Here is a 12,545-nt window from a genome sequence, read left to right as displayed (position 1 = left end):
TTACCTTACCTGAAAGGACTGGCATAGTAATCACAGCTTTTTTGTTCCCCTTTATTGAGGAGTTAACTGGTATATACAAACGAGGAACCGGAACCTTTTACTATTGATTAATCATTTAAATTCATGAACAGCCTTCTATAACTTACCTGCGGTTGTATTGAACCGGATGTTTGATCTTGCTACTAATATTAATCCCACAATTGTCTTGTAAGGCCCTATCTCAAGAATCTATATATGAGGGGCATGCTTAAAAATTGCCAATTTAATTGAGACAGGGCGTGATTTCAAAACACCCTCTCTTATTTGATGTAGGCATCCTGATAATTTCATCAACTAAGATAATTACTCTTTACTAAACCCTATTTCTTAAGGGAGTAAATTTAACTATTAGCTTTTTGAGGGAGAGATATGGAAAAGTTAACCAGCTAATAACCAGAATATAATCAGGAGCGGACAACAGAAAGATGATAGTTGATCTTGTCGATCAGCTCCTTAAAATCGAGAGGCTTAATCACAAAGTCATGCGCTCCGTCGATAAGTGCTTTTTGAGTTACTTCAATCTCAACATAGGAGCTCATCACAATAATTTTAATCGTTGGATATCTTGCCCGAAGAAACGAAAACAATCCATTGCGGTCCAGCAGCTGGCTGTCTACTATTATCAAATCAACAGCTTTAGTCGTCAATACGTTTTGTGCTTTTCTTGCGTTACATGACGTATAACAACGAAAGCCCTCTTCGCTCAGGATAAGCTGAAGAGAGTCGCGCACTACTTCCTGCTGATCAACAATAAGAATTGACTGAGGCTCCATGGAAAGCAAAGTGGTTAGCATTTCTACGTTTTCATTATTAGTAATGCAATTACAAGACCACTTTTTTCATCTATATCAAATTTATCAATAAGTGCCCCTTAAGCTATATAAAGGCATATTTTTAAACTCGTTTTCAAAAACTCTTATTATTCATTTGCAGAGCTGCAACAAGACTCATAATGCAGCTTGCATTACTGCAAGCTTATGTTTTTAAACTATCTATAATAAATTATCCTGTTGCATTTATTTTAATGATTTAAACCAATTAATACGCTTCAAACAGCCCTTTATAAAAAAATAGCACCCTAAGAATAGTTTGGAACGATGGTTGCATTATTAATAGCAGACAAACTATAATAACCCAATAACCACAGTTAAGAAGGGGTCACTATGAAATCTTTATTTACAACACTTTTAATCTTTTTATTCACAATATCAGGCAATGTCCTGGCACAGTCTGATTCTTATAAAATTCTTGAAAAAAGTACCATACAAGTTGAGGGAACTTCTACTCTACATGACTGGACATCCGACGTAGAAAAGTTTAGTTCGTACATTAAGTTTAATGCAGCCGCGTTAGAAGGGGATACCTTAAATAATCCAGTGGAATCACTCTCGCTCACCATCCCCGTTAAAAGCATCGAAAGTGGAAAAGGTGGAATGAACCGAAGAACGTATGATGCCCTTAAATCTGATGATTTTCCCAACATCATGTTTCAAATGAACAAAGCTGAGCTCGTTAGTTCTGACTCTTCGCTAACATCAATGAAGCTCAATGTAGAAGGAAGTTTGACCATTGCCGGAACAAGCAATAACATTACACTGCCCGTTACCGGTACAAAGCAAGACGATGGGTCCTTTAAATTTACCGGCGAATATGAAATCAACATGAAAGATTATAAGGTCGATCCTCCATCAGCTATGCTCGGAACTATTAAAGCCGGAGAAATGGTTACAATACCTTTTGAGATTTATGTAGGTAAATCCTAATAAAAATTAATTAATGCGCCCCGCTACCTCTCTATTATCCTCCTCTATATTGGAAAAGGTTAGATGGCAGTTCTTACTGCTACTAACCCCCTTGTTAATCCTTGCCAATATATCCCAAAGCGGGGCGCAATCTTATCTCTTAGAAAACATCACTATCGAAAAAGGAGGAAAGGTTTGGATTGAAGGTGAAGCCGGGATGATAAGTTATCAATGTAATGCCGAAAACCTATCCGGAGTCGGTAAAATCAACAATCCAAATAATCCCCGAAACAATATCAATCAAGAAGACGGCGAAATTGAGATTTCGGTTTCGTTACCGGTCGAGGCTCTTAGTTGTGGCAAGCGTGCTATGGATAAAGACATGTATAAGGCACTCAAATCGGATAACTATCCGAATATTAGCTACAGGCTTTTAAGCGCTGAACTGGCCGATGAGAGTAGTGATACTACCGAATGGATGGACATTCATACCCGCGGTATTATGGAAATTGCAGGAGTGCAGGACACCACTTCTTTCACCGTGCAAGGGAAGTTACTGAATGACAATAGATTCCAAGTAAAAGGATCCAAAAAAATCCACATGGATACCTTTAATATTGAGCGGCCCACAGCCATGTTAGGTCTTATCAAAGCGAGCAAAGACCTGAGCGTCCATTTTAATGTGACTGTTCAGCTTGAGGAGGATACCACGCAGATTAAATAATTAATCTGTAACCCCAAGTCGCTCCATTTTGCGATACAGCGTAGAAGGGTCGATACCCAGCAGACGCGCCGCCTCAGATTTATTGCCATCCGTTCGTTTTAATACACTTTGTATATGATGTTTCTCGAAAACCTGAATGGCCTCATCCAGTTTGTCACTATCCATTTGAAAATCTTCACTATCTGATGATTTCTTAACCGCTGCCGGAAGGTCTTCAACTGTTAGAAAGTCGCCATCACTTAACAACACCGCGCGCTCAATGACATTTTCAAGCTCCCGTACCTGGCCTTTCCATTGATACGACATCATGGCGCCCATGGCATCGCTATTAATACCTTTTAAATTTCGTTTAAGCTCTTTGTTATATTTCTGTAAAAAATGATGGGCCAGCAATGGGATATCTTCTCTGCGCTGCTCTAATGGAGGCAGGGAAATTTCAACCACATTTAAGCGATAGTACAAATCATCCCTGAAATTGCCCTCTTCAACCTCTTTCTCCAAATCTTTATTCGTCGCTGCAATAATTCGTGTATCAAATGAAACCATCTGGTTTGACCCCACTGGCTTTACCTCTCGCTCCTGGATAACACGTAATAAATTCACCTGCAGATTCAGTGGAATCTCAGCTACCTCATCTAAAAAGACGGTTCCCCCGTGAGCTGCAACAAACACACCGTCTTTGTCGGCATTAGCCCCGGTAAAAGAACCTTTTTTATGGCCAAATAACTCCGACTCCACCAGGTTTTCGGGAATTGCGCCACAGTTAATAGCCAAAAACGGTTTCTTGGACCGATCACTGTTGGAGTGTATAGCACGAGCCACCAACTCCTTGCCCGTACCACTCTGTCCAGTTACCAGCACATTGCTTTTTGCCTGGCTGACTCGCTCCACCATTTTATACACTTCCTTCATGGCGGAACTCTCACCGATAATATGATTAAAGTTATACTCCTTATCGATCTGTTCGCGCAGGTATTTATTCTCCTGAGCTAAGTTCTTATGCTCCAACAAATTTTGGATCCGGATAAGCACTTCATCAAACTCCAGCGGCTTTAAAATGTAATCTGCCGCTCCTTTTCGAAGGGCCTGAATCGCAGTTTCAATAGTACCATGAGCCGTAATAATAATCGTCAACGTATCCGATGAATGCTTCAAAGCGTACTCAAGTACATCAATACCGCTGGCATTTGGCATTTTAAGGTCGGTAATAATAATATCGTAGCTGGCCTTGTCGATTGCCTCAATAGCCCCATTGCCATCTTTTACCGCGGTGCAATTATACCCTTCATCCTCCAGTACAATGGTTAATGATTCCCTGATACTGTCTTCATCATCTGCAATTAAAATCGATCCGTTCATAAATTAATTTTTAGTCGGTAATTTGATAATAAATGTTGTTCCTTCGCCGTAGTCCGATTCCACCTGGATGGAGCCTCCAATCTTATTGATAATACCGTGACTAACTGAAAGCCCCAAACCGGTTCCGCTGCCCACTTCTTTAGTCGTAAAGAACGGTTCAAAAATTCGAGATTTGTGCTCCTCTTTAATTCCCTTTCCAATATCTGAAACCGTAAGTTTAGCCATTCCATCTTGCTCCTCAGTCACGATCGTAACTTTAGGCTTATCCTCGCCTTCCATCGCGTCAACAGAATTAAGCAATAAATTTACCAGCACCTGGTGAATCTGATCGGGCACACAAGAAACAAGTGGCAATTTACTGGATAGATTCATCTCAAATTCCACATCGCGACAGCGGGCATCGTGCTGCAGTAAACCCACTGCCGATTCAATAATTTCATTGATTTGCACATTTTCAGACTGCATGTTCGAAGGTCGGGAGAAGTCTACCAAATCCCGTACAATCTTGTTAATGCGCTGAATATGGTCCCGCACTTTTTTCAGCTGATCCTGAATAAACTCATCATCCGTCTTACGCTGACAAACCTGTACCAACGACGAAATAGCTGTCAATGGATTTCCAACTTCGTGGGCCACGCCAGCGGCCATATGTCCCACTGTAGCCAGACGCTCCGACTGCTGAATCTGCTCCTCCTTCATTTTAACATCCGTCAGGTCCCGTAAAATCTGGGAGCGTCCTACAATTTCATCGTCCTTGTTACGGATATAGGATTCGGTTAAATGAACCAGCTTCTTTTCTCCTGTTTTCGTCAGTCGTTCAGTCTCGTAGTTGCTAACATTCCCCTTGAATTTCATCCCGAATTCAATGCACTCCAACTCCCGCATTTCAATTAGTTCATCGGGCACTATTTTCTTTATTTCTTCACCGATGATTTCATTGCGCTGCCAATCAAGCATTTCTTCGGCTCCTTTATTCCACGAAGTTATGTTATTATCGTTGTCAATAGAAATAATCGCATCAGCCGAATGCTCAATAATATCACTGTATCGCATTTTGGTGGCTTCCAGCTGATCCTCATAGTACTCTCGGTAGTTATAGACTGTCCACGCGGCCCAAACCATCAAAACAAGCGAAACGATAACACCGCGGCTAAAGTAGAGCCACTGCATGGTATCTTGAGAGGTATCCTTAAATAAGGTTTGATCAATGATCTCAAATGCGCCAAATACCACTCCCAGGATAATCAGGGAGGTAAAAAACAGATATCCCATCCGGGCTTCGCGCAAAAATCGTAAAATCTCTTTCATACCGTACTCACTTTAATCTATCTCATAGTCAATAAACTACCAGCTGCCAAGCAAACGCCTGATTAACACAATTTGACCAATATGATACGCATTGTGATCAACAATTAGCATTGCTTCTCTAAACAGCGTTTGTCCGTCGCCGTGGGGAAAAACCTTTTGAACATTGTTTTGGGGATCTTGAATGAGCTCCCTCATCTCCTCAATGCCATTTTGGACCGCCTGTACCGATTCCTCAAACTGTTCCTTGCTTTCAGGTTTTGACTCTTCGGGCCAATAGTCATCGGGCCAGTCGAGCGCTTCGTAATCAGGATTTTTGCAGAACTCTATGATATCATCCTGTCCAATTCGGATATGCTCAATAAGTTCCCAAATAGTGTGGGGAACACCTTCAACCCGTATACCAACCTGCTTAAAGGTAAGCCCCTGCACTGCCTGATTAAAATCAACATGTGCATTCCTACCCTCGAGTTGTTCCAGCAATAATGATCGAACTGTTTTATCTGATCCCATATGTATTTGGTCAATTCTAAATACTTAAGGCCACTAATGTAATAACCATAGCACAAAAGTTCTTCTTTTGTACAAAGGATAAGATACAGAGTATCAATATAGAAAGGGAGGGAAGGAAAGGAGAAATGGTGCTGAGAATGGAGTTAAAATAACAAAAGCCCTGCGCTTGCAGAGCTCTTTTTCAATCAACTGTTTACAATATAATGGAATTACCCCATACAGAACAAGTATTTTTGATATAGACCAACTAACAAGTTGGTAATATATAACTAATATTAGTTAAACTTTATCTATTATATAATTGTTGTTAGGTTATAATCAAATAGAATTGATGTATAATACTTAACAACTAACTTTATTTGTGCTTTATGCCCAAGCAAGTTGGCAATCTTACTCTTTATTCCGTTGATGATCTCCACGAACAATTGGGACTCAGTAAAATGACGATCCGAGCTTATCTCAGGGAGGGAAAAATACGTGCTCGCAAACTGGGCGTTAAGTGGTATGTTACCGAAGAGGCTTTGCGGGAGTACTTCAATGAGCCTACTGCCGGTGATGCTAAGTCTCCCAAAAAGAAACCCAAAAATTACCGCTATGTTGTTAAGGGAATTAACGATTTGGTAAGCGAACAGGAAGAATGCGAAACAATCGACGAAACCATAGAATGTATTGAGGAGCAGGCTATTATTAGTCTATTTCAGGTCGCTATTATTGATCGTGAAACTGATGAAGTGACTGAACTCATTAAAGCACGTGATTTCCTTGATCGATATAGCTAATAGCAATTTATCGACTTTAGAAAATGGGCATTCATTAAAAAGTGATGTATGTTTAACAGCTTAGTAAAAAATTAATCAGTAATACATTATGCTTAAAAAAGACGACACCAAGCTCGAAATTTTTGGATTTGGGGACGATGACAGTGACGAAGATACCTTTTACTGCCTGGTCAACACCACCAAAAGTCCCGATGGGATAGACCTGGAAAAGCTTTCCAACGCCGATCCCCGAAAATTTGATGAAGTACTCAACGAAATGGGCTGTATTTTACTGCTGCGCGGGGACGAGGTCGAAGAGTTGATCAGCCGTGGTGATATTACCGACACCAACTTACATAAGTCACTCTATGATCTGGCTGTTGAGCAGGAAATTATTCAGTAGGCAGTTCCCCGATAGCAATCGGTTCAACTACAAAAATGCTACTAATCTCCGTTAATCGTAAACGGTCCCTCGTTTTGCCACCAGTGCCAAGCGCGCAGAATAGCAACCATCGTTTTTCCATCTGATATTTCTCCATTGTGCACCATATCAACGGTGGCTTGAAAAGGCAATCGCTCCTTAATCAGAAACTCATCATCATCTACCTGCTGGTCAAACGAGGTGATATCCCATGCTGTATAAAGATGAATAATTTCATCAGAATAGCCAATACCCGGGTAATAGTGCCCGATATATTGAAAGCTCTTGCAGGATAATCCCGCTTCCTCCTGAAGCTCGCGACGTGCCGTTGAATCGGCATCTTCATTGGGATCAATCTTGCCGGCGGGCACTTCGTAGAATATTTGTGACATCGGATATCGAAACTGCTTTACCATCATCACATCCCCATTTTCAAAAATGGGCACGACCGCCGATGCTCCCGGATGCTTAATCCATTCCCGGGTTGAAGTTGTTCCGTCGGGCAGCTCCACTTCATCAAAATAAACATGAAGCAGTCGCCCGCTAAAAACTTTTTGAGAGGTCCGTTTGCGTTCAACAAGTTTATCAGAATCGTACATAGAAAATTTTTTATGTATCTTTTAAGCTGTTCCATCGAGACAGAGTAGAGGCGAATGATAACAAACAATTAGGTTTCCATTGTCAGAAACATTTAACATAGATCACAAACAGATAGACGTTAAGCAAGACCTGTTTACATGGTCAAACCTGATCTCACTGTCACGCATTTTGATCGTTGTACCCGTCATTTACCTGCACTATACCAATGGGCATCAAATCACCTGGCTTATTACCACACTTGTAATATATGGCATTGTATCTGATTATTTGGATGGGTTTGTAGCTCGTATGACCAACCAGGTGTCGGAGTGGGGGAAAATACTTGATCCCGTTGCCGATAAATTTTGTGCATTTTTTCTATTTCTGTACGCCACTTATATTGATATTATTCCACTCTGGTTCTTCCTGCTCGAAGTAGGTCGCGATGCTGTCATTGTAATTGGATCAGCATATATTCAATATCTGCGCGGCAAAGTGGCTATGGCTGTAATGTCGGGAAAAATAAGCGTTAACGTGTTGGGGTTATACTGGATGGCCGCCTTCTTCTTTCCACAGGAAGTGGAAGTACATTTTATGCTGATGGGTGCTTCGGCAGCCCTTATGTTTTACTCCTTCTTTGATTATCTTCATCGTTTCAATCTTATTCGCAAAGGAGTGGAATTTAACTGAAAACTACCATTTTACGGACATAATATAGATCCTGAAGTAAATTCAGGATGACACAAATGTTTTAATACGAAGTATCTACTATGGGTTTTTTAGAAAAAATTGGTCTCAAGAAAAAGGAGAAAGTCGAAAAGGGCGTTGAAAAAAGCCGCTCCGGCATTATGAAAAAGATCGGCAAGGCTATTGCCGGTAAGGATACCGTAGATGCTGCCGTGCTCGATGAACTGGAAGAGATTTTAATTACTTCTGACGTCGGCGTATCTACTACAATCGAAATCATCGATCGAATTGAAGCGCGCGTTGCTGAAGACAAGTATCTGAACAGTGACGAGCTACAGCGCATTCTCCGGGAAGAAATCATTGCCCTTCTCAAAGATCATTCGCCCGATAAACCCGCCGAATTCGATGCCGATTTTCCCCAAAAACCTCACATTGTAATGGTTGTTGGCGTAAACGGCGTTGGCAAGACAACTTCCATCGGTAAACTGGCTCATCTTTACAAAAAAGCCGGAAAAAATGTGATGCTGGGCGCCGCTGATACGTTTCGGGCTGCAGCCGTTGACCAGCTCAAAATATGGAGTGAGCGCGCCGGAGTTCCTATTATTCAACAGGGACAAAATGCCGATCCCGCTGCTGTCGCTTATGACACTGTGGAATCGGCTAAAGCCAAAGATGCCGATATCGCGTTGGTAGATACGGCCGGGCGACTACATAACAAAAAGTCGCTGATGAACGAGCTCGCTAAAATTAAACGCGTGATGGGCAAAGTTGTTGACGGTGCGCCCCACGAAGTTCTGCTGGTTCTCGATGCATCCACCGGACAAAATGCCATGCAGCAAGCCAAAGCCTTTACCGATTTTGTAGACATCACCGGGCTGGTGCTCACCAAGCTGGACGGTACGGCAAAAGGCGGAATTGTTATCGGCATCTCAAGCGAACTGGACGTACCCGTAAAGTACATCGGCGTGGGCGAAGAGATCGAAGACCTGCAGGTATTTGATCGAGAGCTGTTTGTCAATTCTATGTTCAAGGACTAACATCTGCTCTTACAGAAAAATACCGCTGCAAAATCACTTTTCTATTATTTGATTTTTATTTTTCGACTTTTAGTGATACCATTTGCCTGTACGGCATTTTATAGCCAATCCTCTTGCAATGGCTGTTACAAAAAGGGCAAAGATTACTTATCGGGGTATTCTTTTATCTACCTTATTGCTATTAATCCCATTTTTGGGATGGGGGCAAGAGCGTGTCGATGACGTCCACTCTGGTGAACAACTCATGCAAAAGGCAGACTCCCTGCAGCATACTGCCCGGTATGATTCCTCCACCTATTATTATCAACAGGCCGCTGACTTTTTTGACGAGCGATCTAATATAAAGGGACAACGTAATGCGCTTTTCCAGGTTAGCCTAAACAAGTACAGTCAAGACGATAACGAAGCAGCCACTACCTTTCTTAAAAAAGCCTGGACTCTATCCACCAAGTACTTTCCCGATGATGAGATTTTTAAGCTCCGCTATTATCATCAAAAAGGGGTTCTGGCAGAGTCCAATGCCGAGTACCAAACCGCACTGAATTGGTATCAAAAAGGACTGTCACTCGCAGATTTGGTTGAAAATAGCACGATATTTAAGGTCCGGATGAATACCGGCATAGGAGAAGTTTTTTCATCGCAAGGTAACTACCAAAAAGCTATAACCCAGTTTTCTAATGCCCAAGACAGCTACCACCGCAATGAACTTGAAGGCCAAGCACTGCTAAGCCGGATCTATAACGGCCGCGGTACGGCTCATCAAAAAAGGGGGGACAAGCAACAGGCACTTAAATTTTTTAGGCTTGCTCTTGAAATAGACCAGCAGCGACTTCCGCATCCCCATCCCGAGCTCTCAATCTTATATAACAACTTGGCGCTTGTATACTATTATCAAAGTGATTACCAGCGGGCACTCGATTATATGATAAACGCCACCAATGTATTGGCGTCTTTCCATGGAGAAAATCACCGATTGGTTGCGGCCGGATATAACAATGTTGGCGTAGTCTATTCCGAAATGGGTGAGATGGAACAAGCTGCCAATTACCTCAAGAAATCATTGGAAATTAAAGAAAAACTACTTGGCGCTAACCATCCCGAAGTAGCCGTCGGCTACCAAAACCTGGGCGCAACCCACTCGGATATCGGACAATATGATAAAGCCATAACTTACTACCAGAAATCCAAGGAGATTTACCAACAGCGTTTTCCCGACGGGCACCCTGAGTTAGCCAATGTCTATGTCAATCTGGGGCAGGCCTATGGACAAAAAGAAGCTTACAACAAGGCACTCGATTTCTACTTTCAAGATCTGGATATCAACCGCCGAATGCTGTCGGATGACCATCCCTTTATTGGCGATACCTATACAAAAATAGGGGAAATATATGCCGATATGGGTAACCATCGGCAGGCGCTCAATTATTACCGGCAGGCAATGGAAGTGCTTCTCACCAATTATAGTGCTGAAGATCCCTTCCAGGAACTCTCGCTCGAAAATGTCGTTTATCCCGAGCTTATGCTTAATACCTTGCGACTTAAAGGTGAAGCTCACTACCAGGCAGGCAATCAAAATGAAAACACCAAACAACTGCACCAATCACTGCAAACCTACCTACAGGCCGTGGATTTCATCGACGAGCTTCAACGATCGCTGAACCGTAGCAAGTCAAAATTTTTACTTAGGGAACGCACGGTTGATATCTATCAGAAAGGATTCAAGACTGCTCTTACTCTCTTTGAGCAAACCGGAGACAAGGACTACAAGCATCACCTGTTCTATTTCGCCCAGAAAAGTCGTAACCAGATTCTGCTGGAGCAAATACAGGAGCTAAATAATAAAAGTTTTGCACAGATTCCCGACTCACTCATTGAACGCGAAAACCAGTTGCGCGAATCCGTTACCGGATTGCAGCGAGAGCTTTCCGGGTTTACAATTCGAGGAATGGCCGGCGATTCCCTCAAAAGAATTTCCCTACAGGATTCCCTTTTCCATGCCCAAAAAACATTACATAATCACATTCAAAAGCTGGAGGACAAATATCCAAAATACTATGGCTTAAAATACGAACCGCCTGTTGCCAACATATCAGAGATACAGCAAAATCATATAACGCCATCCCAAACGATGATCTCGTATTTCTTTGGGGATGCCTCTCTGTATGCCTTCGTGATCACCAAGGAATCTTTTGAAGTACAGGAGGTTGGCACCGACACGCTGCTCGATAAAACCATTACCAATTTTCGAGAAACAATCCTTGAAACCACTTCAGTGGATACCTTTGCAAATCAAAGTCATCAGCTGTATCAACAACTCATTGATCCTGTAACAGAATATATTACGGGTAAAAACCTCCTTATTATCCCCTCGGGCCCACTGCATTACCTGCCTTTTGAAGCACTGCTGACACGCCCAATATCCGAAACTGAAACCAGCCGATTCCATGATCTCCCATACCTGCTCAACAAACATAGCATAAGTTATGCCCCTTCAGCGGGGTACCTGAAACTTCGCGCCCATCAGGAACAATCTCCTAAAAATAAAACTCTTGCCGCCTTTGCACCAAGCTTTAAAGATCTTGCCGCTTCTAAAAGCAGAGAAGTCTATCCCCAGGTTGATCGACCCATCTCTCCGCTGCTTTTTAACAAAACGGAAGTCCAGCATTTAGGAGAATTGTTTAATAGTCCCGACGGTTTCTTTTCATTCCTCAAATCACCAACCGATGAGGCCGATCTATTTGTAGATCAAAAAGCCACCGAATCAACATTTAAACAGGAGCCTCTTACCGACTATCGATATATCCATCTCGCCACCCACGCTTTTCTGCAGGAAGAAGATTCAGAACAATCAGGAATACTCTTCTCCACACCCGACCAACAAGAAGATGGTACATTATACGCCTCAGAAATTTATAATCTGCAGCTGCAGGCCGATCTTGTTACGCTCAGTGCCTGCAATACCGGTATGGGGACCTTTAAAAGAGGAGAGGGAATCATTGGGCTTAGCCGGGCCTTCCAATATGCGGGTGCCCGAAACTTGCTGGTCTCTCTGTGGAGAGTAAACGACCGATCTACAGCACAATTAATGCATAACTTCTATGCCCAGCACCATGATGGTGCTATAATGCCCGTAGCGTTACAAAAAGCCAAGCAAAAGATGATTGACCAAGCCGAATATGCCCATCCCAAGTTCTGGGCCCCCTTTGTTTTTATCGGCCAATAAAAAAAGCCATGCCTCAATAAAAGACATGGCTCAAAATAACTGCAGTTTTCATTTAAGAAACACTACCGGCATCGTCATCATCTTCTTTAGTACTTCCACCATCTTGGTCAGGTAATGCCAGTGAAAATTGATCTTTGTTTAAATCAAACATAATGATC

General features: G+C 42.3%; 12 protein-coding genes. 7 read left to right on the top strand and 5 right to left on the bottom strand.

The window, feature by feature from the left end; all coding sequences use genetic code 11:
* Positions 1-443: 443 nt before the first annotated feature.
* Positions 444-812, bottom strand: a complete 369-nt coding sequence (locus tag CK503_RS04415; RefSeq protein WP_176466207.1) for a response regulator — start codon at positions 810-812, stop codon at positions 444-446.
* A gap of 390 nt (positions 813-1,202) precedes the next feature.
* Between CK503_RS04415 and CK503_RS04410 the strand changes: the two genes are divergently transcribed.
* Both CK503_RS04410 and CK503_RS04405 read left to right on the top strand, forming a co-directional pair.
* Complete coding sequence (locus tag CK503_RS04410) at positions 1,203-1,802, top strand: YceI family protein (protein ID WP_095605591.1); 600 nt, start codon at positions 1,203-1,205, stop codon at positions 1,800-1,802.
* A 49-nt stretch (positions 1,803-1,851) separates the two neighbouring features.
* Positions 1,852-2,505, top strand: coding sequence for a YceI family protein (locus CK503_RS04405; RefSeq protein WP_176466206.1), 654 nt, complete (start codon positions 1,852-1,854; stop codon positions 2,503-2,505).
* Here CK503_RS04405 and CK503_RS04400 read toward each other — a convergent pair whose 3' ends face one another.
* From CK503_RS04400 to CK503_RS04390, 3 genes are read right to left on the bottom strand one after another with little or no spacing between them, the layout of a single operon-like run.
* Positions 2,506-3,864: a sigma-54-dependent transcriptional regulator gene (locus CK503_RS04400; RefSeq protein WP_095605589.1), complete on the bottom strand. Its 1,359-nt coding sequence runs from the start codon at positions 3,862-3,864 to the stop codon at positions 2,506-2,508. It abuts the gene before it with no gap.
* 3 nt (positions 3,865-3,867) lie between these two features.
* Positions 3,868-5,172 carry a two-component system sensor histidine kinase NtrB gene (locus CK503_RS04395; protein WP_095605588.1) on the bottom strand — a complete coding sequence of 435 codons (1,305 nt, stop codon included), beginning with the start codon at positions 5,170-5,172 and terminating at the stop codon, positions 3,868-3,870.
* Between the two features lie 36 nt (positions 5,173-5,208).
* Entirely contained in the window at positions 5,209-5,682 is a 474-nt protein-coding gene (locus CK503_RS04390; protein ID WP_095605587.1) for a DinB family protein, read from the bottom strand.
* Positions 5,683-6,050: 368 nt separating this feature from the next.
* Between CK503_RS04390 and CK503_RS04385 the strand changes: the two genes are divergently transcribed.
* Both CK503_RS04385 and CK503_RS04380 read left to right on the top strand, forming a co-directional pair.
* On the top strand, positions 6,051-6,461 hold the full coding sequence (locus CK503_RS04385) for a helix-turn-helix domain-containing protein (RefSeq protein ID WP_095605586.1): 411 nt from the start codon (positions 6,051-6,053) through the stop codon (positions 6,459-6,461).
* Between the two features lie 88 nt (positions 6,462-6,549).
* Complete coding sequence (locus CK503_RS04380) at positions 6,550-6,843, top strand: hypothetical protein (RefSeq protein WP_095605585.1); 294 nt, start codon at positions 6,550-6,552, stop codon at positions 6,841-6,843.
* 41 nt (positions 6,844-6,884) lie between these two features.
* On the opposite strand, the gene CK503_RS04375 is transcribed toward CK503_RS04380, so the two are convergent.
* A complete protein-coding gene (locus CK503_RS04375; protein WP_095605584.1) occupies positions 6,885-7,460 on the bottom strand; it encodes an NUDIX domain-containing protein in 576 nt (191 codons plus the stop codon).
* 79 nt (positions 7,461-7,539) lie between these two features.
* On the opposite strand from CK503_RS04375, the gene CK503_RS04370 reads away from it, so the two are divergent.
* From CK503_RS04370 to CK503_RS04360, 3 genes are all read left to right on the top strand, one after another.
* Positions 7,540-8,130 (top strand): CDP-alcohol phosphatidyltransferase family protein, encoded by a 591-nt coding sequence (locus tag CK503_RS04370; protein ID WP_095605583.1) that lies wholly within the window; start codon positions 7,540-7,542, stop codon positions 8,128-8,130.
* Between the two features lie 80 nt (positions 8,131-8,210).
* Positions 8,211-9,164: a signal recognition particle-docking protein FtsY gene (gene ftsY, locus CK503_RS04365; protein WP_095605582.1), complete on the top strand. Its 954-nt coding sequence runs from the start codon at positions 8,211-8,213 to the stop codon at positions 9,162-9,164.
* A gap of 118 nt (positions 9,165-9,282) precedes the next feature.
* A complete protein-coding gene (locus CK503_RS04360; protein WP_095605581.1) occupies positions 9,283-12,387 on the top strand; it encodes a CHAT domain-containing protein in 3,105 nt (1,034 codons plus the stop codon).
* The last annotated feature ends 158 nt before the right edge of the window (positions 12,388-12,545 follow it).

Origin of the sequence: Fodinibius salipaludis, from assembly GCF_002287075.1 — a bacterium.
Lineage (GTDB): Bacteria > Bacteroidota > Rhodothermia > Balneolales > Balneolaceae > Fodinibius > Fodinibius salipaludis.
This window is presented reverse-complemented; position numbering and strand designations above follow the sequence as displayed.

Bases quoted from the DNA above. Each gene is read 5' to 3' on its own strand.
- CK503_RS04415 (WP_176466207.1), bottom strand. From the start codon at position 812: ATGGAGCCTCAGTCAATTCTTATTGTTGATCAGCAGGAAGTAGTGCGC.
- CK503_RS04410 (WP_095605591.1), top strand. From the start codon at position 1,203: ATGAAATCTTTATTTACAACACTTTTAATCTTTTTATTCACAATATCA.
- CK503_RS04400 (WP_095605589.1), bottom strand. From the start codon at position 3,864: ATGAACGGATCGATTTTAATTGCAGATGATGAAGACAGTATCAGGGAA.
- CK503_RS04395 (WP_095605588.1), bottom strand. From the start codon at position 5,172: ATGAAAGAGATTTTACGATTTTTGCGCGAAGCCCGGATGGGATATCTG.
- CK503_RS04390 (WP_095605587.1), bottom strand. From the start codon at position 5,682: ATGGGATCAGATAAAACAGTTCGATCATTATTGCTGGAACAACTCGAG.
- CK503_RS04385 (WP_095605586.1), top strand. From the start codon at position 6,051: ATGCCCAAGCAAGTTGGCAATCTTACTCTTTATTCCGTTGATGATCTC.
- CK503_RS04380 (WP_095605585.1), top strand. From the start codon at position 6,550: ATGCTTAAAAAAGACGACACCAAGCTCGAAATTTTTGGATTTGGGGAC.
- CK503_RS04375 (WP_095605584.1), bottom strand. From the start codon at position 7,460: ATGTACGATTCTGATAAACTTGTTGAACGCAAACGGACCTCTCAAAAA.
- ftsY (WP_095605582.1), top strand. From the start codon at position 8,211: ATGGGTTTTTTAGAAAAAATTGGTCTCAAGAAAAAGGAGAAAGTCGAA.
- CK503_RS04360 (WP_095605581.1), top strand. From the start codon at position 9,283: ATGGCTGTTACAAAAAGGGCAAAGATTACTTATCGGGGTATTCTTTTA.